This window comes from Pseudomonas sp. BN417 (assembly GCF_029871205.1).
Taxonomy (GTDB): domain Bacteria; phylum Pseudomonadota; class Gammaproteobacteria; order Pseudomonadales; family Pseudomonadaceae; genus Metapseudomonas.
Genome location: NZ_SSOJ01000149.1, coordinates 1 through 24,542, shown reverse-complemented (window position 1 = coordinate 24,542; position 24,542 = coordinate 1). Strand labels below are relative to the sequence as shown.

Genomic DNA, 24,542 nt, shown 5'->3' with positions numbered 1-24,542 from the left:
GTCGGCAGTCGCGCCCGGCACGGTCATCCATGCCACTCGACGACTGCCGTCGCAGTCTGGCCGCCCGCACCAGTGCCGGCCAGGGATGAGCGATTTCATAGAACAAGAGACAGAGCATGGAATTCTTTCACCTGATCACCGCGCTGCTGAAGCAGGAAGCAACATTCGACCTGATGCGGCTGGGCGTCCTGTACATGCACCTGATCGCCTGCTGCGTGGCGGTTGGCCTGGTGCTCACCAGCGACTTCGCCATGGTCAGGCAGCTGTTGCAAGGCAACGATTCCGCCCATTGCGAAAGGGCCCACCTCGAGTCCCTGCAGCGCACCATCTCGCTGGCCCTGCTGGTGCTCTGGATCACTGGCGCGGCCATCATCCTGCTGGACCTTTCCGTCAAGGGCCTGACCTATCTGCAGAATCCCAAGCTGCAGGCCAAGGTATTGATCGTGTCCCTGCTGACCTTCAATGGCGTGCTGCTGCATCGGGTGGTCATGCCCGCGATGGTTCGCGCCGGAACCCTGCTCGGCCTCGAATCCGGCGTGCGCACGCTGGCAGTATTCACTGGCACGGTATCGGCGGTTTCCTGGTTCTACGCCGCCCTGCTGGGGGTTGGACGGCCATTGGCATGGAAGTACAGCCTCGCCGAACTGATGCTGGCCTATCCACTGCTGATCATCGGCGGCTACCTGGCCATGCAGTTGCTGATAGGCCTGGCGCACAAGCGCAGCAAGACGGCCGCTTCCGCCACCACCCTGCCCGACCAGCAATGACCGCGGCGCCGAGGCTGCCTACCTGAAGGTCTCCGCCCAGTCGGCGAACTGCATGCACTGGCCGAAGCTCAGCACATCGGGGGTATCGGCCAGGCAATCGACCGAGGTCCGGGACTTGTCGCTGGCGAGGTACTCGCTGAGGCACTCCCGCTCATTGCGCTTCAGGCCCTTGTAGAAATCGTCCATCCGGTACATGGCCTTGTCGAGCTGGTCCTGGGTGATCTTCTGCTTGCGCACCCCATCGCGGCCGAGCTTCTGCGTCTCGTTGATCAGCGACGGCATGCGGGCGATGGCGGTGGAGCACTGCATCCTGCCCTTCTCCTGCAGCTCGCTGGGACTGGCTTGGTGCTGCTGGGTTGTGGCCTGCGCCCCGGCGGCCGGCTCGTCCGGTCTTGTCCGCGCCGCTTCAATGCTATGGACCTGGAGGTCAGGGGACTCCACCTCCCGGCTCTGCGGCGGCGGGGTATCGGTGAAATGCAGCTTCCCGTCGGCATCGCGCCACTTGTAAACCTGGGCGGCAAGGGGTTGGGCCAGCAGCAAGGCAAGGGTGGCAAGGGCGATACGGGGGGACATCCAGGACCTCCGAGATGGCTGAGTGCCAGCACACTACAGAAGCTGTTTCCCGGGGGCAATGGCGGGAAATCAGGAATGTGAAAAGCGCACGCCCCTCACCATTCCCGTCGCGGCGCCCCCTCCCGGAGAGGAAGGGGCACACCGCTGGGGGCGAATTCATTGGCTATGTCTGCGTTAGCTGTTGCAATACCGAACAGAAGTGTCTAGCACGGGTCTTTCAGGCCTGCGCACCGGCCTGATACATCCCTCACCCCCGCCCCCGCCCTGCGCCCCAGCCTGAGCGCTTCGCGCTCAGTCGCTCATCGGCACCGGAAGCGTTGCTTCCGAAAGCGTGCCTCTTCGCCCCAGAGGTAGAGGGGTGACTCGCGCCTGACAGGGCGCAGCAATCCTGATGCCTGGTCATTGCCTGAACCTGAGCAGAAGAGGTGGGGCAGGGACTCTGCCCCGTCAGGAGGCCGAGTGGAATCGTTGCGCAGGGGGACGAGCGGCATGGATGCCGCGAGAGGCGTGTGGGGCCATGGATGGCCCCTCACGCCGGGCCCCCGGAGCAGCGATGGAGCGAGGGAAGTCCGGCGAAGCCGGACCCGGATGCAGGGGCAAGCGCTTTTGGTTACTTTTCTGGCGTTTGAGAAAAGTGACTCGCCGGGAGGCGAAACAGGGACTCGCAGCCCACTCGATAAGCAACTCGGTTCAGGACGCTCTAGCAACACTTAATGCAGACATAGCCAATTCATTCGCGAAGCGGGCCACCGGCCCGCTCGCAAGGAACGGACTACTGGAAGCGCCTTCCCAGCCCGGCCGGCACACCGCTGGAATCGGTGGGTTGCCAGGGGCCATGGGGGCCGTTGGAGTAGCTCCAGCCATTGTCCCAGCGGTAGTAGACGCGCTCGCGGTAGAAAATGTTGTGCTCATTCTCGAGCACATAGACGCCGAGGCCGGTATCCCAATAGCAGTTGCCTCCGGGCGGCGGGGCGAATCGCGGGTGCGCCTTCATTCGTGGCGCCTGCTTGGGCGGCTGGGGCTGTGCCGGCGGCATGGGGCGCTGTTGCGGCGGGGTCTGCACGGCCGGAGGCTGGCGGGAGGGCTCGTGGGAGGGTTCCCACTCGGGCTCGGTCGGCTCGTGATAAGGGCCTTGGCCGGCGCAGCCGGCCAGGGTCAGGAGGAGGCAGATCAGGGGCAGGCCGAAGCGGGTGCTCGGCGCTGCCGGGAGTGCGGTGTAGGTGGTCATTTCTTGTCCGGGCTGTCGATGGTCAGTCGTTGGGTATCCGACGTACCGGTAGACAGCGGCGAACTGCTTCCTATCCATTCACCCGCAGTCGCATTGCCACTACGGGAGATCCGGGCGACCAGCTGCACCTGCGGGAAGTTGGAGAGCTTGAGCTGCGGCATCATCGCGTCCGCGTCGCTCAGGCTGACTTCCACCGGCAGGTCGGCCACCGTCATGCGCTTGACCGCCAGCGGCATGGGCGGGCCGGAGGTGGCGCGGGCGAAAATGAACACGCTGTCGCCAGGCTGCACCTTGTCCTTCAATGCCGCCGCCAGATCGACGCGAACCTTGAGCTGGGCACCGGTCGGGGCCGGAGCGGCAGCCGGCTCTTCGACGGCCACACCGCTCTCCTTGAGCTTCTCGCGGGCCTTGTCGATACCGCCCTGCAGGGCGCCACGGGACGGGTCGTCCGCCGGCAGCTGGGTGATCAGGCGTTCCCAGTATTTGATAGCGTCCTGGAAACGACCTTCTTCGAAGCCGGCGATGCCCAGCAGGCCAAGGCTGGTGATTTCATTCGGGTCGGCCTTCAGGGCCTCCTCGGTCAGCGCCTTGACCTCCGGGGTCAGGCGTTTCTGGCTGGCGAAATAAAGCGCCTGGGCCCACTGACCGAGCAGCTCGGGTTCACGCCCGCCACGCTTGACCGCCTGTTCGTAGGCGCGCGCGGCATCGGCCGCGCGGTCCTGGGCCATGTAGGTGCGGCCGAGGAAATACCAGCCCTCGGCCGATTCCGGCTGGGCCTCCACCACACGCTCCAGGCGCGAGGTCATTTCCTCGAGGCTGCGGGGCTGCTCGCGCAGCTCACGGGTCAGCTCAACCTTGTCGCTGGCGCCCCAGTGCAGGTAGAGGCCGAAGCCCAGCAGCGGCACGATCACGGCAGCAGCCAACGGCAGGGCCTTGCCCAGACGGGAAGCACGACCATTGTCGGCGCCTTCGGTGTCGGCCAGCAGTTCACGGGCGGCCTCGGCGCGGCCGTCCTCGTAGTGCTCGGCGGTCAGGGTGCCGGAAGCGCGCTGGGTTTCCAGTTCGTCCAGGCGCTCCTGGTACAGGGCGACGTTGAGAGAAGTACGGTCTTCCTCGGTCTGGGCCTTGCGGCCGCGCAACACGGGAATCAGCAGGAAGGCCAGGGCGACCAGCAGGAGCAGGCCGGCGGCGAGCCAGAAATCGATCATGGGTCTTTCTTGTCCTGGTTCTCGGAGCTCAGCAGCGCATCGAGGCGCGCCTGCTCATCAGCGGAAAGCACTACCTGGCCGGGGCTGTTCTCGACCCGGCGGCGACGCACGACGATGATGCCCAGCACCACCAGACCACCCACCAGCAGGCCGGCGGGGCCGTACCAGAGCAGCAGGGTGCGGGCATTGACCGGCGGCTTGTAGCGCACGAAGTCGCCGTAGCGCGCCACCAGGTAGTCGACTATGTCCTGGTTGCTCTTGCCCTCTTCCAGCATCCGGTGGATTTCCCGGCGCAGGTCGGTGGCAATGGGCGCGTTGGAGTCGGCGATGTTCTGATTCTGGCACTTGGGGCAGCGCAGCTCTTCGGTGAGGGTACGGAAGCGCTCGCGCTCGGCCTCGTCCTTGAACTCGTAGGTGTCGATGGCGGCACGGGCGCCGCCAGCCAGGGCCAGGCCCAGCAGGGCGGCGGCGATCAGGCGCTTCATTTGCCCGCCTCGTCTTCCAGGGATTGGTACAGCGGCGCCAGCTGCTCGCGCCAGACGACTTCGTCGATCACGCCGACGAACTTGTGGCGGATGATGCCGTCCTTGTCGATCAGGAAGGTTTCCGGGGCACCGTAAACGCCCAGGTCGAGGCCGAGGCTGCCCTGCTCGTCGCGAATGTCCAGCTGGTAGGGGTTATGGAACTCCTTCAGCCATTTCAGCGCGGCGGCGTTGTCGTCCTTGTAGTTGACGCCGTAGATGGTCACGCCCATCTGCGCCAGCTTGTTCAGCACCGGATGCTCGACGCGGCAGGACACGCACCAGGTGCCCCAGACGTTGACCAGCGCCGGCTTGCCCTTGAGGTCGGCCTCGGTGAGGGTGCGCTCGCCGGTGACGCTGGGCAGGGAGAAGGCCGGGAACGGCTTGCCGATCAGCGCCGAGGGCAGCTCGGCCGGATCGAGGAACAGGCCGCGGTAGAGGAACACCGCGATGGCCAGGAAGCCCAGCAGCGGCAGGACCAGGATCAGACGCTTCATGCTTGCGCTCCAGCCATGCCCAACGCCTCGCGGACGCGGGTCTTCACTTTCACCCGGTAGCGCCGGTCGAAGGCCGCCAGCAGGCCGCCGAGGCCCATCAGCAGGCCGCCCAGCCAGATCCAGCGGACGAAGGGTTTCACGTGTAAGCGCACCGCCCAGGCACCGTTGTCCAGCGGCTCGCCGAGGGCGACGTAGAGGTCGCGGGTGAGTCCGGCGTCGATACCGGCCTCGGTCATCACCGACTGTTGCACGGTATACAGGCGCTTTTCCGGGTGCAGCACGGCAATCTGCTTGTCGCCATCAAAGACGATCACGCTGCCCTTGTCGGAGGTGAAGTTCGGGCCCTCATGGTGCGCCGCGCCTTCGAAGAGGAAGCGGTAGCCGCCCAGCTCCACCGACTCGCCCGGCGCCAGGCGCAGGTCGCGCTCGGCGCTGTACTGGCTGGACAGCACAATACCCAGGGCGCATAGGGCGATGCCGGCATGGGCCAGCTGCATGCCCCAATAACTGCGGGTCAGGCCAGCGGCGCCCTTGAGCAGGCCCTTGTGGCGGGTTTTGTCGACAAGGTCGCGGACTCCGGCCAGCACCACCCAGGCGGCGAGGAAGCCCACGGCCAGCACGGCCCAGTGGAAGTCGCCGTAGATGAAGGCGGCCAGCACGCCGAACACCAGGCCGCCGATCAGCACCGGGCTGAGCATGCCCGCCAGCCACTTGAGCGGGGTGTCCTTCCAGCGCACCAGCACGCCGACGGCGAGCACCAGCATGAGGATGCCCATCAGCGGCAGGAACAGGGCGTTGAAGTACGGCGGACCCACCGACAGCTTGGCGCCGGTCAGGGCGTCCAGCACCAGCGGATAGAGGGTGCCGAGGAGGATCATCGAGGCCACCACCACCAGCACCAGGTTGTTCACCAGCAGCAGGGTCTCGCGGGACCAGAGGGCGAAGCCCACCTGGCTCTTGACCACGGGCGCGCGCACCGCGAACAGGGCCAGGGAACCGCCCACCACCAGCATCAGGAAGGCGAGGATGAACACGCCGCGCTCCGGGTCCGAGGCGAAGGCGTGGACCGAGGTCAGCACGCCGGAACGGACCAGGAAGGTGCCCAGCAGGCTCAGGGAGAAGGCGGCGATGGCCAGCAGCACGGTCCAGCTCTTGAACACGCCGCGCTTCTCGGTCACCGCCAGGGAGTGGATCAGCGCGGTGCCCACCAGCCAGGGCATGAAGGAGGCGTTCTCCACCGGGTCCCAGAACCACCAGCCGCCCCAGCCCAGTTCGTAGTAGGCCCACCATGAGCCGAGCACGATGCCGATGCCGAGAAAGGCCCAGGCGATGATGGTCCAGGGCCGCGACCAGCGCGCCCAGGCGGCGTCCAGGCGACCGCCGAGCAAGGCGGCGATGGCAAAGGCGAAGGCCACCGAGAAGCCCACGTAACCCATGTAGAGCATCGGCGGGTGGACGATCAGGCCGAAGTCCTGCAGCAGCGGGTTGAGGTCGTTGCCATCGGCCGGCATGTTGGGCAGCAGGCGGTTGAACGGGTTGGAGGTGACGATGAGGAACAGCAGGAAGCCGATGCTGATCATCCCCATCACCGCCAGCACGCGGGCCAGCATCTGTTCCGGCAGCTGGCGGGAGAACACCGACACGGCGAAGGTCCAGCCACCGAGGATCAGCGCCCAGAGCAGCAGCGAACCCTCGTGGGCGCCCCAGACGGCGCTGAACTTGTAGTACCAGGGCAGCGCGCTGTTGGAGTTGCTGGCGACATAGGCCACCGAGAAGTCATCCACCATGAAGGCGTAGGTCAGGCAACCGAAGGCAAACGCCAGGAAGGCGAACTGCCCCCAGGCGGCCGGCTGGGCCAGGCTCATCCATTGGCGGTCGCCGCGCCAGGCGCCGATCAGCGGCAGGGTCGCCTGCACCAGGGCCATGCACAGGGCAAGAATCAGGGCCAGGTGGCCGAGTTCGGGAATCATCGGTTCAACCCTCTTTCTTCGGGAGCTGGCCGCTTTCCTTGAGGGCCTTGGTCACCTCCGGCGGCATGTAGTTCTCGTCGTGCTTGGCCAGCACTTCGTCGGCCACCAGCACGCCGTCTGCATTCAGCTTGCCGAGAGCGACGATGCCCTGCCCTTCGCGGAACAGGTCGGGGAGGATGCCGTGGTAGCGGATAGTCACGCTCTTGGCGAAGTCGGTGACCACGAACTGCACGTCCAGCGAGTCGCCGGAACGCTGTACCGAGCCTTTCTCCACCATGCCGCCGGCGCGGATGCGGGTGTCCTGCGGGGCCTCGCCATTGGCGATCTGGGTGGGGGTGTAGAACAGGTTGATGTTCTGTTGCAGCGCAGACAGCGCCAGCGCCACGGCAATGCCCACCCCCGCCAGGATGGCGATGATGATGAACAGGCGCTTCTTGCGAACCGGATTCACTTCGACTCCTCCCGGCGCAAACGGCGCGCCTCGTCGTGCAGGTAACGCCGCCGCGCGATCAGCGGCATGGCGACGTTGATGGCCAGTACCACCAGGCTGATGCCGTAGGCGGTCCAGACATAAAGGCCATGGTCACCCATGGCGAGAAATTCGGTGAAGGAAGAAAAACTCATCAGACCTTACCCACTTGTGCCTGAATCTCGGCCTTGGCCCAGCTGCTGCGTGCCTCACGCTTGAGCACATCGAGGCGCATGCGCAGCAATACCACGGTGGTGAAGAAGCAGTAGAAGCCGAGCACCATGATCAGCAGCGGCAGCCACATTTCCGGCGGCATGGCCGGCTTCTCGGTGATCTTGAAGGTGGCCGGCTGGTGCAGGGTGTTCCACCACTCCACCGAGTACTTGATGATCGGGATGTTGATCACCCCGACTATCGCCAGCACTGCACAGGCCTTGGCGGCGCTGTCACGATTGCTGATCGCCTGGCCGAGGGCAATGACACCGAAGTACAGGAAAAGGAGGATTAGCATCGACGTAAGGCGTGCATCCCAAACCCACCAGGCGCCCCAGGTTGGCTTGCCCCAGATGGCGCCGGTGAGCAGCGCGACGAAGGTCATCCAGGCGCCGATGGGAGCGGCGGCCTGCAGGGCGACGTCGGCCAGCTTCATCTTCCACACCAGGCCGACCACGCCGCAGACCGCCAGCATGATGTAGCAGGACTGGGCGAGCAAGGCGGCCGGCACATGGATATAGATGATGCGGAAGCTGTTGCCCTGCTGGTAGTCCGGCGGCGCGATGGCCAGGCCCCAGACCAGGCCCACGGTCATCAGGATTGCCGCGCCCCAGGCGAACCAGGGCAACCAGCGGCCGCTGATCTCGTAGAACCACTTCGGTGAGCCGAGTTTGTGAAACCAAGTCCAGTTCATCAGGCAACTCTATTTTTTATTCGCCGACGCTGATGGTCAGGCCGGCGGCTATGGCAAAGGGTGTCAGGGTCACCGCCAGGGCGGTAAGGCTGGCCAGCCACAACAGGTGGCCGACCGCCGGCAGTCCTTGCAGGGCCGCTTGCAACGCCCCGCTGCCGAGGATCAGCACGGGGATGTACAGCGGCAGGATCAGCAGCGCCAGGAGCAGGCCGCCGCGCTTGAGCCCCACGGTCAGCGCGGCGCCCACCGCACCCAGCAGGCTGAGCACCGGGGTGCCCAGCAGCAGCGACAGCAGCAGCACCGGCAGGCAGCGCGCCGGCAGGCCGAGCATCAGCGCCAGCAGCGGCGCCAGCAGCACCAGGGCCAATCCGGAAAACAGCCAGTGTGCCAGCACCTTGGCCAGTACCAGAAGCGGCAGGGGGTGCGGCGAAACGACCCACTGCTCGAGCGAGCCGTCCTCGAAATCACTGCGGAAAAGCCCGTCCAGCGAGAGCAGCACGGCCAGCAGGGCCGCTACCCAGACCAGGCCGGGAGAAAGGCTTTGCAACAATTGGGTCTCGGGTCCCACGGCCAGCGGGAACAATGCGATCACTATGGCGAAGAACACCAGGGGATTGGCCAATTCCGCCGGACGGCGTACCAGCAGGCGAGCTTCACGGGCGACCAGCAGGGTAAAGACATTGCTCATGCGCGGCGCTGCCCCAGGTCAAGTTCGCGGTAGCCGGCGGGCACCAGGCCCATGCTGTGGTGGGTGGTGAAGACCACCAGGCCGCCCTGCTCGCAATGCCGCGCCAGATGCACCTCGAGCTGGGCGACGCCCTGCTTGTCGAGGGCGGTGAAGGGCTCGTCGAGGATCCACAGCGGCGGCGCGTCCAGGTACAGGCGTGCCAGGGCGACGCGGCGTTGCTGGCCGGCCGACAGGGTATGGCAGGGTACATCCTCGAAACCACGCAGGCCCACCGCGTCCAGGGCCTGCCAGATGGCCTCGCGGCCGGCTGGCTGGTGCAGGGCGCAAAGCCAGCGCAGGTTCTCCTCGGCGGTCAGCAATCCCTTGATGCCGGCGGCGTGGCCAATCCACAAGAGGTTGCGCGCCAGCTCGCCGCGCTGGCTGGCCAGCGGCTTTCCGTTCAGGCGCACTTCGCCGGCAGTGGGTTGCATCAGGCCGCAGAGCAGGCGCAGCAGGCTGGTCTTGCCGCTGCCGTTGGGGCCGGCAACCTGGAGCATCTCGCCTCGGGCCAGTTGCAGGTCCAGCCGTTCGAACAGCAGGCGCCAGTCCCGCTCGCAGGCGAGGGCCACGGTCTCTAGGTAGGGACTGGTCACGGCATGGATACCCGGGAAGCATTCAAGTCAGGGAGGTGCCGGCCGCTATACTGGTGAGCGCCAAGACTCGTGGCCGGCCCGGACGGGGCGGCATTATACATGCCAACCCTGGCCCCCGAAGCGAGCTTTTTCGACAGGTTGTAACCCCTTGATGACCGAAATCAGCGGTACTCGCCCTCTCCCGCCCAGCCAGCCGCTCGCTCGCCCCGCGCAGAACGCTGCCGATCTGGCGCTCCGGCTGTTGCAGCCGCTGGAAGGCCTGCTGGCCGCCGGGGAGAGCGCCGAGGCCGAAGTCGTCGCCCTCAGGGAAACCGCCCAGAGCTTCCAGGTGCTGCTGAAGCTGACCCTGGGCAATGGCAGCCAGGCCACCCTGGAGGCCATCAGCCCGCGGCCGCTGGCCGCGGGCAGCCAGCTGAACGTCACCGCGCTCTCGGACACCCGCCTGGCCATGGTCCTCAAAGTCGCTGAAGCGGCCCTCGGCAGCCTCGACCTGGAGCTGCTGCCGGTGGGCAGCCTGGTCCAGGGCAAGGTGGTATCCAGCGAACTGGCTGCCCAGGGCAAGGCCCAGGCGGCGGTCTACAAGGTTCTGGTCAATCTGCTCAACACGCCGCTCGCCGGCCGCCAGTTGAGCATCGAGAGCCCGCGGCCACTGGCCGTCGGCAGCCTCCTCAGCGCCCAGGTCCAGGGCAGCCAGATGCTGCAGTTCCTGCCCCTGGCCGCGCAGCTGGACCAGCTCGAACTCACCCAGCAGTTGGCCGGCCAGCAGAACCGCCAGGGCTCCCTCGACGGCCTGCACCGTGCCCTCCAGGCCATGGGCCGGGACAAACTTCCGGACAACCTGCGCGGCGCCGTGGACCGACTGCTCGGCGCCCTGCCCGACATCCGCCAGCTCGGCGACCCCAAGCTGCTGGCCCAGGCCCTGGAGAACAGCGGCGCGCTGCTGGAGTCACGCCTGCTAGCCGGCCAGGCCGGCGCCCTGCCCCAGGACCTCAAGGCCAACCTGCTGCGCCTGATCGGCCAACTGCTGCCGGCCCTGCCGACACCCTCCAGCCTGCCAACAGCCGGCACCAGCCAGGCCATGGCCCAGGCCCTGCCGGCCTTCATCCGCAATGCCCTCGGCGCCCTTGGCCAGGCCAATGCCCGCCAGCAGGCCCTGAGTTTTCCCCTGCCGTCGCGGCTGGCCCAGACCGCCGAGGACGAAGGCGACCTGGCAACCCTGCTCAAGCTGGCCGCCGCCGCCGTCTCGCGGCTGCAGACCCACCAGTTGTCCAGCCTGGCCCAGACCCAGGTCACACCCGAGGGCAACCTGCTGACCACCTGGCAGCTGGAAGTGCCCATGCGCAATCAGCAGGAACTGGTCCCGCTGCAGATCAAGCTGCAGCAGGAGCAGGAGTCCCGGCAGGAAAAGGACGCGCGCAAGGAGAGTCTCTGGCGCGTCGAACTGGCCTTCGACCTGGAGCCCCTGGGGCCACTGCAGGTCCAGGCGCAACTGATCCAGGGCAGCCTGTCGAGCCAGTTGTGGGCCGAGCGCAGCGACACCGCCAGACTGATCGACCATGAACTACCGCATCTGCGCGAGCGCCTGCTGGCAGCCGGCCTCAATGTGGGCGAACTGGCCTGCCGCCAGGGCAAGCCGCCCCAGGGGCAACGCACGACCCTCGAGCAACGCTGGGTGGATGAAACCGCATGATTCCAACTCCCTTGCATGCGTTCAGCGTTGTCGGCTGCGCTCGCAGCTCCTCACCGTACTATTCGTACTGTCTCGTCGCTGCTCTCTGGCCTTCGCGCTGCACTTTTGCAAGGAAGCCGGAATGAGTCAGACGAAGCCGCGCCAGGCCATCGCCCTCTCCTACGACGGCGTCAGCGCCCCCAACCTGACCGCCAAGGGCGACGACGAACTGGCCGAAGCCATTCTCGCCATCGCCCGCGAGTACGAAGTGCCCATCTACGAGAATGCCGATCTGGTGCGCCTGCTGGCGCGGCTGGAACTGGGCGACGCGATTCCCGAGGCGCTCTACCGCACCATCGCCGAGATCATCGCCTTTGCCTGGTACCTCAGGGCAAGTGCCCGGTCGGTTTCGATCAGGAAGCTGCAGACGCCCAACGCGACATCACTCCGCCGATGAAGCGCCTGACGGGTCCCGCTGGGTGAACACCAGACGCTCGCCCGCCAGGCCTTTTCCCTGCGGGAAGTCCTGCAGCTGCCAGGCGAAATACCCCTCGCGGAAATAGAACACCTGGCGGTACCCCCAGCTCACCGCCAACCTCACCGCCTCGGCGCCATGGGGGCAGACCTCGCTGTCGCAGTAGATGACCAGCGGCACCTGGCGCGGCCATTGCGGCTGGGCCAGGTCGCCGAAGCGGCTCAGCAGGTCCAGGTGAAGGGCACCGTGGACATGGCCCCAGGCCCATTCGCGGGTGGGCCGGACATCGATGAAGATCGCCCCTCGCTCGTACAGATAGCGCGCCTGCAGCACATTGACCGTCATCGCGCCCTCCACCTCCATGGGAGCCTCCTGGGCCTCGAGCAGGGGCACCAGGCAGAACAGAAGCAGTGGAAGCAGACGCATGACCGGACCTCCCCGGAGAGAAGCCCCGGAATTTCAGCTTAGGCCAGCCCGGCCGGCGCGGATTGGAACTCTTGGCGCCACTCGACAAGGGGCTAATAACTCCCCGCTCTAAGCCACCCACGGCACATCGCGACCAGGCTGGAACCCACGTACCACGCGGCCTGCAGGCGATGAGCGGCGTTTTACAGGCGCTTTGGCCGGCCCATACTCTCTGGCGTCATGGGTTGCTCGCCGTACATGACCCCAACCGAAATAAGGAGACAAGTTCAAGGGCGACGTACCAGACCACTGCAGTAGCTCGCGCGGATTTTGGATACACGGGCAGGGTGCGCCCCCCTTGTTGAATAGGAGTGTTCAACGTGTCCAACTTGCCTGAAAATTCGCAAATCCCTCCCATGCCCGACCTGCTCCTTCCCAGCCAGGAAGACGGTCCAACACCCGCTCCGACCGCCCTCAATCCCAACCTGCTCCAGCCCTTCCCGGGAACAATAACCCTGCCGCCATTTCGCAGTGTGCGCGCCGGCTGCTGGCTGCTGAACTACAAGCCCAGCGGCGCGCCCCTGGTGTCCTACGACGGGACCCTGCGGGTCGAAAGCCACAGCGATGGACGCACCGCCAGCGGCGACCTCTACCAGCGGCCGGTGATCTTCCTGCCCATCCCGATCCCCTCGCCCTTCCCGGTCCTCCAGGGCCAGCCGAGCATCAGCCAGAACCTGCCACTCAAGCCGATCCTCCTCGCCGGCCCCAACCCGGCTTCCGGCATCCCGATCCTCGCGCGCTCGCGCTATCGCTATTACATCCGCGTCACCGCCCTGCCGGAGTACTTCTACCTGGGCAACAGCTTCGGCCTGACCTTCCAGCTCTACCGCTTCACCGCGCCCAACAGCTGGGCCCTGGAGTCCACCCTCACCGCGCAGATGGTGCGCATGACGGCGCCGGCGGGCTATCCCTCGCCGGCTGACTACGCCGAAGGCGATGTGAAGAACGCCGCCAACACCGTGGTTGGGCGCCTGACCATGGGCTGGCTGTCCACCTACTTCCGCCGCTGCACAGTGGAGATCGATACGGTGAGCGGCTCCGAACGGCCCACCAACAGCGGCGTCGGCCATACCTGGGCGACCGTGATGGACGCCGTGGGCTGGCAGACCACGGTCAACCTCAGCGACACCAACGTCGTCGAGCCCACCGGCAACTCCTGGTCCGATGCCGAGATGCACGCGGCGATGCTGGCCCGGCGCGCGGTGGTCAACCTCGACAGCGAATGGCGCTACCACATACTCGCGGTGAAGAACATCGACTCCACGCCACGCGGGATCATGTACGACGCCGCCGGCACCGACTCCAACAACGTGCCACGCGAAGGCCTGGGCATCTCCTCCCACTGGATCATCGCTCCGGGCTGGGGCACGGTCAGCGACCAGCGCTTCGGCACGGCAGCGGCGCCCTACTTCCGCACCGCGGTGCATGAGCTGGGCCATGCCATGGGGCTGTACCACAACTTCGCCGACCACGGGTTCATGTGCACCAGCGATGTCATCGCCGCCGCCGGAACCCCGGCCACGCCCTTCCCCAGCAACATCCAGTGGTCCTTCCACCCCGACAACCTCAAGCAGCTGCGCCACTACCCCGACGCCTTCGTGCGCCCGGGCTCGGTAGCCTTCGGCAGCGCCTCCACCAGCACCCCGAGCATCACCCCGACCGACCTGGAAGCCGAAGTCTACGGCCTGGCCGTGGAAGTCAGCCCGCTGCTGGGCGAAGTGCCCCTGGGTGCGCCGGTGCGGGTGGGCGTGGTCCTGGTCAACCAGGGCGACCAGCCGGTTCGAGTGCCCGCTACCCTGAGCCTGAAGAGCGACTTCGTCAGCGGCAGCGTGATCGACCCGGCAGGCAGCCAGCGCACCTTCCGCACCGTCGTCCACTGCATCGAGGACCATCCGTTCAAGGTGCTGCAGCCGGGCGAGCGCATCGAGGACTCCATGACCCTGTTGCGCGGTGCCGAAGGCGCGCTGTTCGGCGCACCCGGCGTCCATGAGGTGCGGGTCGAGGTGCACTGGGAGATCGAAGGCATGGTCGCCCACCTGGCCGGCAGCGCCACCGTGATGGTGACCGCCGCGGTCGACGCCCGACATGCCGAAGCGGCGCACAAGGTGCTGGCGACACCTGACCTGCACCTGGTGCTGGCCATCGGTGGTGACCACCTCAGTGAAGGCCTGGACGCACTGGAGGCGGCCCTCGACTCGGCGGTCCTCAAGCCGCACTTCGCCGCCATCGCGGCGAAACGGCTGGCGCGCCGCTTCATCAAGCGCCGGCCCGACGCCAAGGCCGCCTCGGCACTGATCGAGCAGGACACGGTGATGAGCGACGCCGAACGCGACAAACTGATCCGCCTCATCGACGATGCCGGCGGTGCGGCGACCAAGGACCTGGCCAAGGCGCTCAAGGGCAAGGCGAAGTCCGCCCCCCTGGTACGCGCCAAGTAGCCAGTCGAGGAACCGGACGGCGCGGTGGCTCCGGCCATCGCGCCGCCCTAGTCGAATCAGGAGATTGCAGCATGGCGGCACTGGACATGGGACTGGTGGGCGAGTGGCACCGCAGCACGGAACAACTCTGCGCGGCCGGCTATGCCATGCACCTGCGCTTCGAACCCAACGGGCTCTACTTCGGCCACGGCGAACCTCCCGGCACTTTTACCTGGTGGGACGGCGGCACCTGGGAGGTCAAGGCCCCCGGCCAGCTCGCGCTGTCGACCGCCAATGACGCGGTGATCTCCTACGACTATGTGCTCGACGCCCACACCCTCACCTTCACCGATGCCTCGGGTTGCCGGTTCGCCTATCGCCGTGACGACTGAACCCCGGGCCTGAACCATTGCCAGGAGGGCGATATGCCAGGCCCCTTCCCCGCCACGGTCTTCTTCGACCTGGGCGATACCCTGATCTTCACCAGCGGCGGCGTACGCCAGCGCTACGCCGACACCCTGGACTGTCTGCAAATCCTCAAGGCCCGTGGCTATCGCCTCGGCCTCATCAGCAACCAGGCGGCAGGGACGACCCTCGCCGACATTCAGGCCCTGCTCGACCAGCTGCACCTTGCGCGCTACATCGAGCCCGAACTGGTCACCCTGTCCACCGAGCTTCCGGGCAACCTCGGCAAGCCGGCGCAGCCGATCTTCGACCTGGCGCGGACCAAGGCGCAGCACACGGCGGCCAGTGACCGAACGATCTTCATCAGCGAAGCGGCGGCGGACGTCCTGGCCGCACGGGGCTTCGGCTGGAGGGGCATCCTCAAGCGCAATTCCGGTGCCTGCATGCCGGGCGACGGTGAGTGCGTCGCCGGCCTGGCCGGGTTGCTCGGCCTGCTGCCGGCACTGGCCGACCTGGCGGGCAGCAACCTCGACCTGGCTCCACGGCCACGCCTGGTGGATGGTCTGTGGGCGGTGCCCATCGATATTGCACAGATCAACGCCAGCCTGCGCTTCGATGCGGCGACCCAGCAGGCCACGGGCGATGCGACCCTGGAGTTCCGCCTCGGCGTGCATGCCGGCTGCCCGATCTTCGACCTGCGCCAGACCCCGACCGGCGCCTGGCTCGACGGTACCCCGCTCGCCCTCACCGAAGTGGCTGCGCACGACTTCGGCGGCGGAGCCAATGCCAACCTGCGGGTACTCGCCCGAGTGCTCGAGGCCGGCAGCAGCCACAGCCTGCGCCTGACCTATGGGCTCGGCATGCCGCAAGCCTCGATGGCCGGCTCCTACCTGCCGCAGATCACCTGGAGCGCCGGCCCGCGGCTGGCCTTCAACTTCGGTTTCACCGACCTGGGCGCGGGGCGTTACCTGGAGGCCTTCATACCGGCCAACCTCATCTACGACCAGTTCGAACTGGTCCTGGACCTGCAGCTGGTCAACACAGCCATCGCCCATACGCCCATCAGCAACGGCACAATCACCCCGCTCGGCACCAATCACTGGAGCATCGCCTTTCCTTCACGCCATACGGCCCTGTCACCGCTGCTGGAACTAAGGGCGACGGACAGCCTGCAGAGCACCACGGTCAACGTGGTGCTGCCGGTCTCGGGAACCCACGTGGCGATCACCGCCTGGAAGCTGGCCAGCAGCCCCGTGGACCTGGTCGCCCAGGCCAACGCCATCGCCGGTTTTCTGGTCGACAACGAAAGCAGCTCCGGACGCTACATCCACGGCGGGCGCTTCACCGCCTTCATCCACCAGGGCGGCATGGAGTACGAGGGGGGCACCACGACCGGCACCGGGCCACTGCGCCACGAAACCTTCCACAGCTGGTGGGCGCGCGGCCTCAAGCCTGCGAGCCAGCCGGACGCCTGGTTCGACGAGGCCTGGACGGTCTACAACGACAATGGCGCATCCGCCGTGCTGCCGTTCAACTTCGCCAATCCCGCCGTGGCGCTGTGTTCACGTAATCCGTGGGTACGCATCACCCATATCGATGCCTATGGCGCCGGCGAACGGGTCTGGAAAGGCGTGGCCGCCCTGGTGGGCGCAGCCAGTCTTCGCGACCTGTTGCGCGCCTTCTACCTGGCGCGCTATCCGCGCCCGGTGCGCACCGAGGACATCGAGTGCCACCTGGTCGCGCGCACCGGCAATCCGGATTGCGTGGATGCCTTCCACCGCTTCGTCTACGGCTTCGGCGACCCGTCGCCGCTGCCCGACCTCTGGCTACGCGACGACGCGGCGGACCCCGGCGCCAACGACTGGGCGGGCCGCTTCTGGGACTCGCCCGACCTGTGGATTCGCAATCGCGATGACGGCGGCCTGACCCACCAGAACCTCGAGTACGGCCAGGACAACTGGATCCATGCACGGGTGCGCAACCGTAGCGCCTCGGCCAGCGCCCGCCACCTGGTGGTCAGTTTCAATATCAAGCAGTACGCCGGGAGCCAGTTCGTCTACCCCGCCGACTTCCTGCCCGCCGTCACCGCAGTGGCGGCCTTCGACCTCGGTCCCGGCGAGACGCGCATCGTCAAGGCACGCCTGCCGCGCAGCTCGATACCGCCGGTGGGCACCCACCCCTGCCTGCTGGCCAGCGTGCTGACGCGCTTCGACCGTCCGCTCGCCGGGCGTCATGTCTGGGAACAGAACAACCTGGCGCAGAAGAACCTGAGCGTGGTCGACCTCGCGCCGAACGCCTGGATTGTTCTGCCGCTGCTGGCCATCAACCTGCGTCCGCGCTTGTCACGGACAGTGGAGCTGGAGCTGATCCGGCCGGCGGGCATGGATACCCTGGCGGCGAGCCTGCTGGTGGAGAAACGGGCTCTGCCGGTCGAATTACGGGCAAATGCCCTGGTCCTGCCGACGGCCCCGGTGCGGGCGCATTCCGGTCGGCTGGATTGCTCTTGCGATGATCACCTCAAGGCGGAAGACGCCGGCCCGGCGCTGCTCACCAGCCATGCGCCGGAATGCTTGGCGGAAGCCTTCCCCGGCGCGCTGGAACTGGCTTTCGCCCGTGGCCAGCGCGTGCGGCTGCCGGTCACGCTGAAGCCGGCGGAAGCGCAATGGGTGGGACTCCGGGTCCGGGTGCCGGCGGGTGCCAAGCGGGGCACGCGTTTCACCCTCGACCTGGTGCAGCGGGAGAGCGGGAAGATCGTGGGTGGCGTGGCCCTGGAGGTGCGGGTGAAATAGGCGAGGTGATAACCGTAGGGTGCGCCGTGCGCACCAGTCATTGGTGCCGGCTACTCTGTGCTGGCCCTGTCTGCAGGTTTGGTGCGCACAGCGCACCCTACATATCTGGCTACGTGCTCCCTTCCTGCGAGCACTCCAGGGGATCAGCCCCGCTCCTGGCGCGCCTGGTGCAGCTTGCTCACCAGTTCGGCCTCGGCCTTGGTCAGGCCGCAGGATTGGGTGAGGTCCTCGACGCTGGCGCCGAGGCCCACCAGGCGTGCGGCCTGGCTGAAGGACAGGCTGCTGGGGTCGCGCTGTTCGATCTGGTTGAGCTTGTCCGGCAGCGGCGCCACCAGGCGGCGCAGCTCGTGCAGCTCTTCGCCCATGCGAACGCTGCCGTCCACGAAAGTGTCCAGGCGCTTGACCAGCTCCTTGAGCTTCTGGTCGCGCACGGCGTCGCGCTCGGCCTGGGCCGCCACTTCCTCGCGCAGGCGCCTGGCCAGCCGATGGCTGACGTAGCCCAGGCCCATGCAGGCCAGGGCGAGGGTCGCGGCGAGCAGTGCGATCCAGATCAACTCAGATGCTCTCCAGCTCCGACCACTCTTCCTCGCTCATCATCTTGTCCAGCTCGACGAGGATCAGTAGTTCGCCGTTCTTGTTGCAGACGCCCTGGATGAACTTGGCGGATTCGTCGTTGCCGACGTTGGGTGCGGTCTCGATCTCCGACTGGCGCAGATAGACCACCTCGGCCACGCTGTCGACCAGGATCCCCACCACCTGCTTGTCCGCCTCGATGATGACAATGCGGGTGTTGTCGGTCACCGGCGCAGGGCCCAGGCCGAAGCGCTGGCGGGTGTCGATCACGGTCACCACGTTGCCGCGCAGATTGATGATGCCCAGCACATAGCTCGGCGCCCCCGGCACCGGGGCGATCTCGGTGTAGCGCAGGACCTCCTGCACCTGCATCACGTTGATGCCGTAGGTTTCGTTGTCCAGGCGGAAAGTCACCCATTGCAGGATGGGGTCTTCGGCACCTTGAGCGGACGATTTCTTCATGTTCCCTAGCCTCTCTTGAGCCACCCCGGGGTGGCATTCGCGGTTTTTTACCGCTGTCTTGTCCATCAGGTCCCGCGCGCGACGGAACCTCCCCCTCAATTCAGCGACATGTGTTTCACGGCGCCACTGGCGATCAGCTCGGCCAGCGCCGAGACATCCAGCAGCGCACACATATGCTCGATCACGGTACCGGCTAGCCAAGGCCTCTGGCTACGCTGGCTGCGCCATTTGATCTCGCTCGGGTCCAGGCGGATCGAGCGGCTGACCTGATGCACCGCCAGGCCCCATTCGTAGCCCTGCACCGAAATCACGTACTGCAGGCCTTCGCGGAAGTCGTCGCGATAACGCTCGGGCATCACCCAGCGCGCGGTATCCAGCACCTTCAGGTTGCCGGCCTGGCACGGCAGTATGCCGAGGAACCACTCCGGCTGGCCGAACAGCGGAGTAAGCTCCTGCCCTGCCAGCGGGTAGATGGAGCCCAGCGAGACCAGCGGCACCGCCAGGGTCAGGCCGGCGACATCGAACAGCAGGCACTCGAAGGGTTCCTCACCCCAGGCCGGACGGCCGCCTGCCAGCGCCGGGATTTCCAGCGACTGGGAACCCGGCGCGCTGAGCTCCACCAGCGGTTCGACACGGGCCTGCACGGGTTCGGCCACCGGGACGGTGGGCACCAGGAGCTCCGGTTCCCACTCGGGCTCCGGCTCGAACTCCACTTCGACCGGTGCGATCACCGGCGCAACGGTCGGCTCGGGCGCCGCCAGGGGCGTCTCGGCGAGCACGCGAGTCAGGCGCGCGTCGCGCACCTGCTCCTCCAGCACCGCGGCTTCGAACTCTTCCCGGCTGATGCTTTCGGCCAGCTCGACCGAAGCCTCGTGCAACAACGCATCCAGGTACGACTGCAGGGCCAGTTGCGGGCGGGTGGCGGTAGCGAGGGGACGACTCATGTTGGGAACCCACGGGATTGATCTGTACAGCCTATCGGCAGGCGACGCCCTTCACTTGAGCCCCGGCGATCGGCGAGACGACGCACCTCAGGCCACCTGGGCAGCCAACTGCTGGCCGAGCAGGTGCTTGAGCAAAGCGCGGTAGGCGATCACGCCGCGGCTGTTGGCATCGTACTGGGACGGCGTGACGCCGGCACGGCTGGCATCCCGAAGGCGCGTATCCACCGGGATATAGGCCTGCCAGAGGTGATCGGGGTAGTTGTTGCGCAGCACCTTGAGGGTATTGAGCGAGGCCTGTGTGCGCCGGTCGAAGAGGGTCGGCACGATGCTGTAGGGCAACGCCTGCTTGCGCGAGCGGTTGACCATGGCCAGGGTGCTGACCATGCGTTCCAGGCCCTTCACCGCGAGGAACTCGGTCTGCACCGGGATGACCAGCTGCTGGCTGGCGGCCAGGGCGTTGACCATGAGCACGCCGAGCAGCGGCGGGCTGTCGATGATGGCATGGTCGAACTGCTGCCAGAGCTGGGTCAGGCTCTTGGCGATCACCAGGCCGAGGCCGTTCTGCCCCGGCGACTGGCGCTCCAGGGTGGCCAGCGCGGTGCTCGACGGCAGCAGCGAAATGCGTTCGTGGCTGGTCGGCAGCAGCAGTTCGCGCGGCAGGCCATCGGGCACGCCGCCCTGGTTCAGGAACAAGTCGAAGCAGCTGTGCTCCAGGGTGTCCGGGTCGTGCCCGAAATAGCTGGTCATCGATCCATGGGGGTCGAGGTCCACCACCACCACGCGCTTGCCGGCGTCGGCCAGCAGGCCCGCCAGGGCGATCGATGTGGTGGTCTTGCCGACTCCACCTTTTTGGTTGGCTACTGCCCAGACTCTCATCTTCTTCATCCTCCCGGCTGCTGCTGGCCGAGAATCAGCACCTGGCCTAGGGGGCCGGTGACGGGGAATTGACGGCACCCGTGACAGGGGCCTGTGCTGGCGCTGCTGGTGCAGGTTGCGTGCCAGCCCTCTGCAAGACGGCATCCGGCCGGGCATGTGCGCTGCCCACGCCACTGACGCTGCGGCGCACATCGAGATTGCGGGAAACCACCAGCACCACGCGGCGGTTGCGCGCCCGGCCTTCGGCCGTGGCGTTGTCGGCCACTGGCTGGAACTCGCCATAGCCCACCGCGGCCAGGCGTTCCGGCGCCACGCCTTCCACGGAGAGCATGCGTACTATGCTCGCGGCCCGCGCCGTGGACAGCTCCCAGTTCGACGGAAATTGCGTGGTGGCGATGGGCAAGTTGTCGGTGAAACCCTCGACATGCACCGGGTTGCCATAGGGCGCCAGAATCCTGGCGACCTTCTCGATCAGGGTGAAGGCGACGTCGTTGGGAATGGCATCGCCACTGGGAAACAGCAGGCTGGAGTTCATCTCGATCTCCACCCAGAGCTCATTGCCGCGCACGCTCAGCTGGTCGGACCTGATCAGGTCGCCGAAGGTATCGCGCATGCTCTGGGCGATTTCCTGCAAGGGGTCGGCGCCCGGATCGTCGATGGTGGCCTGGCTACGCTCGCTCTCCTCCGCCATGGACCGGTCCGGCTCGGTGGTGCGCGGTTTCTCCTCGCCCACCGGGATCGGCTTGACCGAACGGTCCGGCTGGTTGAACACGCCCACCAGGGTTTCCGAGAGGATCTTGTACTTGCCTTCGTTGATCGAGGAGATGGAGTACATCACCACGAAGAAGGCGAACAGCAGGGTGATGAAGTCCGCGTAGGACACCAGCCAGCGTTCGTGATTCTCGTGTTCTTCCTGATGCCGCCTGCGCGCCATGGTCCGTCCCTCAGTCCATGAAGCCTTGCAGCTTCAGTTCGATGGAGCGCGGGTTCTCGCCCTCGGCGATGGAGAGGATGCCCTCCAGCAGCATTTCGCGGTAGCGCGACTGGCGAATGGCGAGGGACTTCAGCTTGTTGCCGATGGGCAGCAGCAGCAGGTTGGCGAAGCCCACGCCGTAGATGGTGGCGACGAAGGCCACGGCTATGCCGCTACCCAGCTGGCTGGGATCGGCCAGGTTGCCCATGACGTGGATCAGGCCCATGACAGCGCCGAGGATGCCGATGGTGGGCGCATAGCCGCCCATGCTCTCGAACACCTTGGCGGCTTGCAGGTCGCGGCCCTCCTGGGTGAACAGATCGACTTCGAGGATGCTGCGGATGGACTCCGGCTCGGCGCCGTCCACCAGCAGCTGCAGGCCCTTGCGGGCGAAGGGGTCGGGCTCGCTGTCGGCTACCGGTTCCAGGCCCAGCAGGCCTTCCTTGCGCGCGGTCATGCTCCAGTTCACCACGCGGTTGATGCCGCCGGCGAGGTCCAGATGGGGCGGGAAGAGGATCCAGCGAAAGATGCCCAGGGCACGCTTGAAGATGCTCATGGGCGTCTGCAGGAAAGCCGCGCCCAGGGTACCGCCCAGCACGATGAGCGCCGCCGGCCCGTTGAGCAGGGCCGCGGCGTGACCGCCTTCGAGGTAGTTGCCGCCGATGATGGCGACGAAGGCCAGGATTACCCCGATGAGGCTCAGTACATCCATTACCTGGGTTTCTCCATTACATGCAGGCCTCGACCAGGTGCCGGCCGATGTCGTCCAGGCCATAGACGGCGTCGGCCAGGTTGGCCTTCACCACCGCCATGGGCATGCCGTAGATCACGCAGCTGGCCTCGTCCTGGGCCCAGACCTGGCTGCCGCCCTGCTTCAGCAGGCGCGCGCCTTCTCGGCCGTCCGCGCCCATGCCGGTGAGCACCACGGCGAGGACCTTGTCAGCGTACGACTTGGCCGCCGAACCAAAGGTGATATCCACGCAGGGCTTGTAGTTCAGGCGCTCGTCGCCGGGCAGGATGCGCACCACGCCACGCGCGTCGACCATCATCTGCTTGCCGCCGGGAGCCAGCAGGGCCAGGCCGGGGCGCAGCACATCGCCGTCCTCGGCTTCCTTGACGGAAATCCGGCAGAGCTTGTCCAGACGCTCGGCGAAGGCCTTGGTGAAGGCCGCCGGCATGTGCTGGATCAGCACCAGCGGCGCCGGGAAGTTGGCCGGCAGTTGGGTCAGCACCCGCTGCAGCGCTACCGGCCCGCCGGTGGAGGTGCCGATGGCCACCAGCCGGTAGGCCTTACGCTTTGGGGCGTGGGAGCTCGTCGGCGCGGCATGGCCGACATGGCTCGGCTGCGCGGACACCGCGGCCGGCGCCGCTGCCGGGCGGGCCGGACTGCTGGTCGCCGGCAGCAAATGCGGCGTGCTGCTGAAGCTGCTGTAGCGGCGGTTGCTGCGGGCGATGCTGTGGACCTTCTCGCAGAGCAGTTGCTTGACCTTCTCGGGGGTGCGCGAGATGTCCTCGAAGTTCTTCGGCAGGAAGTCCACGGCGCCGGCGTCCAGCGCGTCGAGGGTGACGCGGGCGCCTTCGTGGGTCAGCGAGGAGAACATCAGCACCGGCGTCGGGCAGCGCTGCATGATGTGCCGCACCGCGGTGATGCCGTCCATCATCGGCATCTCGTAGTCCATGGTGATGACATCCGGCTTGAGTGCCAGCGCCTGGTCGATGGCCTCGCGGCCATTGGTGGCGGTACCCACCACCTGGATATTGGGATCGGAAGAAAGGATTTCCGAGACACGGCGGCGGAAGAACCCGGAGTCATCCACCACCAGAACCTTGACTGCCATATGAAAAAAGCTCCTTGCGGGCGGCCATTCCCGGCCGCCCTTTATCAGCCGCGGCGTGCGTAGTGCTTGAGCATGCTCGGCACGTCGAGGATCAGGGCAATGCGGCCGTCGCCGGTGATGGTGGCGCCGGACATGCCCGGCGTGCCCTGGAGCATCTTGCCCAATGGCTTGATCACCACCTCTTCCTGGCCCACCAGCTGGTCGACCACGAAGCCGATGCGCTGGGTGCCCACCGAGAGGATCACCACATGCCCCTCGCCCTGCCCCTCGAAGGTGGCGTCACGCACCAGCCAGCGCTTGAGGTAGAACAGCGGCAAGGCCTTGTCGCGGACTATCACCACTTCCTGGCCGTCCACCACGTTGGTGCGCGACAGGTCGAGGTGGAAGATTTCGTTGACGTTGACCAGCGGGAAGGCGAAGGCCTGGTTGCCCAGCATCACCATCAGGGTCGGCATGATCGCCAGGGTCAGCGGGACCTTGATGACGATCTTCGAGCCGGAGCCCTTCTGCGAGAACACGTTCACCGTGCCATTGAGCTGGGAGATCTTGGTCTTCACCACGTCCATGCCGACACCGCGGCCGGAGACGTCGGAGATCTCGGTCTTGGTCGAGAAGCCCGGGGCGAAGATCAGGTTGTAGCACTCCAGTTCGGTCAGGCGCTCGGCGGCATCCTTGTCCAACAGCCCCTTCTCCACCGCCTTGGCGCGCAGGACGGCCGCGTCCATGCCCTTGCCGTCGTCGGTGATCATCAGGAGGATGTGGTCGCCTTCCTGCTCGGCGGAAAGCACCACCCGACCGGTACGCGGCTTGCCGGCGGCCTCGCGCGCCTCGGGGGACTCGATGCCATGGTCGACGGCGTTGCGCACCAGGTGCACCAGCGGGTCGGCCAGGGCCTCGACCAGGTTCTTGTCCAGGTCGGTGTCCTCACCCACCAGCTCGAGGTTGATTTCCTTCTTCAGGTTGCGCGCCAGGTCGCGAACCAGGCGCGGGAAGCGGCCGAAGACCTTCTTGATCGGCTGCATGCGGGTCTTCATCACCGCGGTCTGCAGGTCGGCGGTGACCACATCCAGGTTGGACACGGCCTTGGCCATGGACTCGTCGCCGCTGTTCAGGCCCAGGCGCACCAGGCGGTTACGCACCAGCACCAGCTCGCCGACCATGTTCATGATTTCGTCCAGGCGCGCGGTGTCGACCCG

25 protein-coding genes and 1 pseudogene are annotated in these 24,542 nt (G+C 66.6%); 6 read left to right on the top strand and 20 right to left on the bottom strand.

Going from position 1 to position 24,542, the window contains the following annotated elements; genetic code table 11:
• Window positions 1–116: 116 nt before the first annotated feature.
• Complete coding sequence (locus E8F11_RS23225) at window positions 117–767, top strand: hypothetical protein (protein ID WP_280291250.1); 651 nt, start codon at window positions 117–119, stop codon at window positions 765–767.
• Window positions 768–785: 18 nt separating this feature from the next.
• Here E8F11_RS23225 and E8F11_RS23220 read toward each other — a convergent pair whose 3' ends face one another.
• The 11 genes from E8F11_RS23220 to ccmA form a co-directional block, all read right to left on the bottom strand.
• A complete protein-coding gene (locus E8F11_RS23220) occupies window positions 786–1,340 on the bottom strand; it encodes a DUF4124 domain-containing protein (RefSeq protein WP_280291249.1) in 555 nt (184 codons plus the stop codon).
• 772 nt (window positions 1,341–2,112) lie between these two features.
• Complete coding sequence (locus E8F11_RS23215) at window positions 2,113–2,568, bottom strand: hypothetical protein (protein ID WP_280291248.1); 456 nt, start codon at window positions 2,566–2,568, stop codon at window positions 2,113–2,115.
• A complete protein-coding gene (ccmI, locus tag E8F11_RS23210; RefSeq protein WP_280291247.1) occupies window positions 2,565–3,776 on the bottom strand; it encodes a c-type cytochrome biogenesis protein CcmI in 1,212 nt (403 codons plus the stop codon). The genes E8F11_RS23215 and ccmI overlap by 4 nt, the downstream gene beginning before the upstream one ends.
• Complete coding sequence (locus E8F11_RS23205; RefSeq protein WP_280291246.1) at window positions 3,773–4,261, bottom strand: cytochrome c-type biogenesis protein CcmH; 489 nt, start codon at window positions 4,259–4,261, stop codon at window positions 3,773–3,775. Before E8F11_RS23205 ends, ccmI begins: the two co-directional genes overlap by 4 nt.
• Complete coding sequence (locus tag E8F11_RS23200; RefSeq protein WP_280291245.1) at window positions 4,258–4,794, bottom strand: DsbE family thiol:disulfide interchange protein; 537 nt, start codon at window positions 4,792–4,794, stop codon at window positions 4,258–4,260. The genes E8F11_RS23205 and E8F11_RS23200 overlap by 4 nt, the downstream gene beginning before the upstream one ends.
• The gene (locus E8F11_RS23195) at window positions 4,791–6,764 is read right to left on the bottom strand and encodes a heme lyase CcmF/NrfE family subunit (protein ID WP_280291244.1); all 1,974 of its coding nucleotides are present in this window, start codon (window positions 6,762–6,764) and stop codon (window positions 4,791–4,793) included. Before E8F11_RS23195 ends, E8F11_RS23200 begins: the two co-directional genes overlap by 4 nt.
• 4 nt (window positions 6,765–6,768) lie before the next feature.
• A complete protein-coding gene (gene ccmE / locus E8F11_RS23190; RefSeq protein WP_280291243.1) occupies window positions 6,769–7,215 on the bottom strand; it encodes a cytochrome c maturation protein CcmE in 447 nt (148 codons plus the stop codon).
• Window positions 7,212–7,388 (bottom strand): heme exporter protein CcmD, encoded by a 177-nt coding sequence (gene ccmD, locus E8F11_RS23185; protein WP_280291242.1) that lies wholly within the window; start codon window positions 7,386–7,388, stop codon window positions 7,212–7,214. The genes ccmE and ccmD overlap by 4 nt, the downstream gene beginning before the upstream one ends.
• Entirely contained in the window at window positions 7,388–8,143 is a 756-nt protein-coding gene (locus tag E8F11_RS23180; RefSeq protein ID WP_280291278.1) for a heme ABC transporter permease, read from the bottom strand. Before E8F11_RS23180 ends, ccmD begins: the two co-directional genes overlap by 1 nt.
• A 13-nt stretch (window positions 8,144–8,156) precedes the next feature.
• A complete protein-coding gene (gene ccmB / locus E8F11_RS23175; protein WP_280291241.1) occupies window positions 8,157–8,828 on the bottom strand; it encodes a heme exporter protein CcmB in 672 nt (223 codons plus the stop codon).
• Window positions 8,825–9,460, bottom strand: a complete 636-nt coding sequence (gene ccmA, locus E8F11_RS23170) for a cytochrome c biogenesis heme-transporting ATPase CcmA (protein ID WP_280291240.1) — start codon at window positions 9,458–9,460, stop codon at window positions 8,825–8,827. Before ccmA ends, ccmB begins: the two co-directional genes overlap by 4 nt.
• A gap of 151 nt (window positions 9,461–9,611) precedes the next feature.
• Between ccmA and E8F11_RS23165 the strand changes: the two genes are divergently transcribed.
• Window positions 9,612–11,150, top strand: coding sequence for a flagellar hook-length control protein FliK (locus tag E8F11_RS23165; RefSeq protein ID WP_280291239.1), 1,539 nt, complete (start codon window positions 9,612–9,614; stop codon window positions 11,148–11,150).
• A 121-nt stretch (window positions 11,151–11,271) separates the two neighbouring features.
• A pseudogene (locus tag E8F11_RS23160) lies at window positions 11,272–11,612 on the top strand (EscU/YscU/HrcU family type III secretion system export apparatus switch protein).
• Here the strand turns inward: E8F11_RS23160 and E8F11_RS23155 are convergent.
• Window positions 11,572–12,030, bottom strand: coding sequence for a rhodanese-like domain-containing protein (locus E8F11_RS23155; RefSeq protein WP_280291238.1), 459 nt, complete (start codon window positions 12,028–12,030; stop codon window positions 11,572–11,574). The pseudogene E8F11_RS23160 and the gene E8F11_RS23155 sit on opposite strands and share 41 nt — an antisense overlap.
• 395 nt (window positions 12,031–12,425) lie before the next feature.
• Here E8F11_RS23155 and E8F11_RS23150 point away from each other — a divergent pair, with 395 nt between their 5' ends.
• The 3 genes from E8F11_RS23150 (at window position 12,426) to E8F11_RS23140 (ending at window position 17,680) form a co-directional block, all read left to right on the top strand.
• The gene (locus E8F11_RS23150; RefSeq protein WP_280291237.1) at window positions 12,426–14,507 is read left to right on the top strand and encodes a hypothetical protein; all 2,082 of its coding nucleotides are present in this window, start codon (window positions 12,426–12,428) and stop codon (window positions 14,505–14,507) included.
• A gap of 71 nt (window positions 14,508–14,578) precedes the next feature.
• Window positions 14,579–14,878: a hypothetical protein gene (locus E8F11_RS23145; RefSeq protein WP_280291235.1), complete on the top strand. Its 300-nt coding sequence runs from the start codon at window positions 14,579–14,581 to the stop codon at window positions 14,876–14,878.
• Window positions 14,879–14,911: 33 nt separating this feature from the next.
• Window positions 14,912–17,680, top strand: a complete 2,769-nt coding sequence (locus E8F11_RS23140) for an HAD family hydrolase (RefSeq protein WP_280291233.1) — start codon at window positions 14,912–14,914, stop codon at window positions 17,678–17,680.
• 143 nt (window positions 17,681–17,823) lie between these two features.
• Here E8F11_RS23140 and E8F11_RS23135 read toward each other — a convergent pair whose 3' ends face one another.
• From E8F11_RS23135 to E8F11_RS23100, 8 genes are all read right to left on the bottom strand, one after another.
• Entirely contained in the window at window positions 17,824–18,234 is a 411-nt protein-coding gene (locus tag E8F11_RS23135; protein ID WP_280291232.1) for a DUF2802 domain-containing protein, read from the bottom strand.
• Window position 18,235: 1 nt separating this feature from the next.
• The gene (locus E8F11_RS23130; RefSeq protein WP_016493839.1) at window positions 18,236–18,715 is read right to left on the bottom strand and encodes a chemotaxis protein CheW; all 480 of its coding nucleotides are present in this window, start codon (window positions 18,713–18,715) and stop codon (window positions 18,236–18,238) included.
• A gap of 95 nt (window positions 18,716–18,810) precedes the next feature.
• A complete protein-coding gene (locus tag E8F11_RS23125; protein ID WP_280291231.1) occupies window positions 18,811–19,659 on the bottom strand; it encodes a CheW domain-containing protein in 849 nt (282 codons plus the stop codon).
• 87 nt (window positions 19,660–19,746) lie between these two features.
• Window positions 19,747–20,535 carry a ParA family protein gene (locus tag E8F11_RS23120; RefSeq protein WP_280291277.1) on the bottom strand — a complete coding sequence of 263 codons (789 nt, stop codon included), beginning with the start codon at window positions 20,533–20,535 and terminating at the stop codon, window positions 19,747–19,749.
• 46 nt (window positions 20,536–20,581) lie between these two features.
• Window positions 20,582–21,469 (bottom strand): flagellar motor protein MotD, encoded by an 888-nt coding sequence (gene motD, locus E8F11_RS23115; RefSeq protein ID WP_280291230.1) that lies wholly within the window; start codon window positions 21,467–21,469, stop codon window positions 20,582–20,584.
• A 10-nt stretch (window positions 21,470–21,479) separates the two neighbouring features.
• Window positions 21,480–22,220 (bottom strand): flagellar motor protein, encoded by a 741-nt coding sequence (locus E8F11_RS23110; RefSeq protein WP_280291229.1) that lies wholly within the window; start codon window positions 22,218–22,220, stop codon window positions 21,480–21,482.
• Between the two features lie 16 nt (window positions 22,221–22,236).
• The gene (locus E8F11_RS23105) at window positions 22,237–23,346 is read right to left on the bottom strand and encodes a chemotaxis response regulator protein-glutamate methylesterase (RefSeq protein WP_280291228.1); all 1,110 of its coding nucleotides are present in this window, start codon (window positions 23,344–23,346) and stop codon (window positions 22,237–22,239) included.
• 44 nt (window positions 23,347–23,390) lie between these two features.
• Window positions 23,391–24,542, bottom strand: a 1,152-nt coding sequence (locus E8F11_RS23100) for a chemotaxis protein CheA (RefSeq protein WP_280291227.1), incomplete at its 5' end; no start/stop codon positions are given.

Excerpts from the sequence above, each read along its gene's own strand:
- E8F11_RS23225 (WP_280291250.1), top strand. The coding sequence starts at position 117 with ATGGAATTCTTTCACCTGATCACCGCGCTGCTGAAGCAGGAAGCAACA.
- E8F11_RS23220 (WP_280291249.1), bottom strand. The coding sequence starts at position 1,340 with ATGTCCCCCCGTATCGCCCTTGCCACCCTTGCCTTGCTGCTGGCCCAA.
- E8F11_RS23215 (WP_280291248.1), bottom strand. The coding sequence starts at position 2,568 with ATGACCACCTACACCGCACTCCCGGCAGCGCCGAGCACCCGCTTCGGC.
- ccmI (WP_280291247.1), bottom strand. The coding sequence starts at position 3,776 with ATGATCGATTTCTGGCTCGCCGCCGGCCTGCTCCTGCTGGTCGCCCTG.
- E8F11_RS23205 (WP_280291246.1), bottom strand. The coding sequence starts at position 4,261 with ATGAAGCGCCTGATCGCCGCCGCCCTGCTGGGCCTGGCCCTGGCTGGC.
- E8F11_RS23200 (WP_280291245.1), bottom strand. The coding sequence starts at position 4,794 with ATGAAGCGTCTGATCCTGGTCCTGCCGCTGCTGGGCTTCCTGGCCATC.
- E8F11_RS23195 (WP_280291244.1), bottom strand. The coding sequence starts at position 6,764 with ATGATTCCCGAACTCGGCCACCTGGCCCTGATTCTTGCCCTGTGCATG.
- ccmD (WP_280291242.1), bottom strand. The coding sequence starts at position 7,388 with ATGAGTTTTTCTTCCTTCACCGAATTTCTCGCCATGGGTGACCATGGC.
- ccmB (WP_280291241.1), bottom strand. The coding sequence starts at position 8,828 with ATGAGCAATGTCTTTACCCTGCTGGTCGCCCGTGAAGCTCGCCTGCTG.
- E8F11_RS23165 (WP_280291239.1), top strand. The coding sequence starts at position 9,612 with ATGACCGAAATCAGCGGTACTCGCCCTCTCCCGCCCAGCCAGCCGCTC.
- E8F11_RS23155 (WP_280291238.1), bottom strand. The coding sequence starts at position 12,030 with ATGCGTCTGCTTCCACTGCTTCTGTTCTGCCTGGTGCCCCTGCTCGAG.
- E8F11_RS23150 (WP_280291237.1), top strand. The coding sequence starts at position 12,426 with ATGCCCGACCTGCTCCTTCCCAGCCAGGAAGACGGTCCAACACCCGCT.
- E8F11_RS23145 (WP_280291235.1), top strand. The coding sequence starts at position 14,579 with ATGGCGGCACTGGACATGGGACTGGTGGGCGAGTGGCACCGCAGCACG.
- E8F11_RS23140 (WP_280291233.1), top strand. The coding sequence starts at position 14,912 with ATGCCAGGCCCCTTCCCCGCCACGGTCTTCTTCGACCTGGGCGATACC.
- E8F11_RS23130 (WP_016493839.1), bottom strand. The coding sequence starts at position 18,715 with ATGAAGAAATCGTCCGCTCAAGGTGCCGAAGACCCCATCCTGCAATGG.
- E8F11_RS23125 (WP_280291231.1), bottom strand. The coding sequence starts at position 19,659 with ATGAGTCGTCCCCTCGCTACCGCCACCCGCCCGCAACTGGCCCTGCAG.
- E8F11_RS23120 (WP_280291277.1), bottom strand. The coding sequence starts at position 20,535 with ATGAGAGTCTGGGCAGTAGCCAACCAAAAAGGTGGAGTCGGCAAGACC.
- motD (WP_280291230.1), bottom strand. The coding sequence starts at position 21,469 with ATGGCGCGCAGGCGGCATCAGGAAGAACACGAGAATCACGAACGCTGG.
- E8F11_RS23110 (WP_280291229.1), bottom strand. The coding sequence starts at position 22,220 with ATGGATGTACTGAGCCTCATCGGGGTAATCCTGGCCTTCGTCGCCATC.
- E8F11_RS23105 (WP_280291228.1), bottom strand. The coding sequence starts at position 23,346 with ATGGCAGTCAAGGTTCTGGTGGTGGATGACTCCGGGTTCTTCCGCCGC.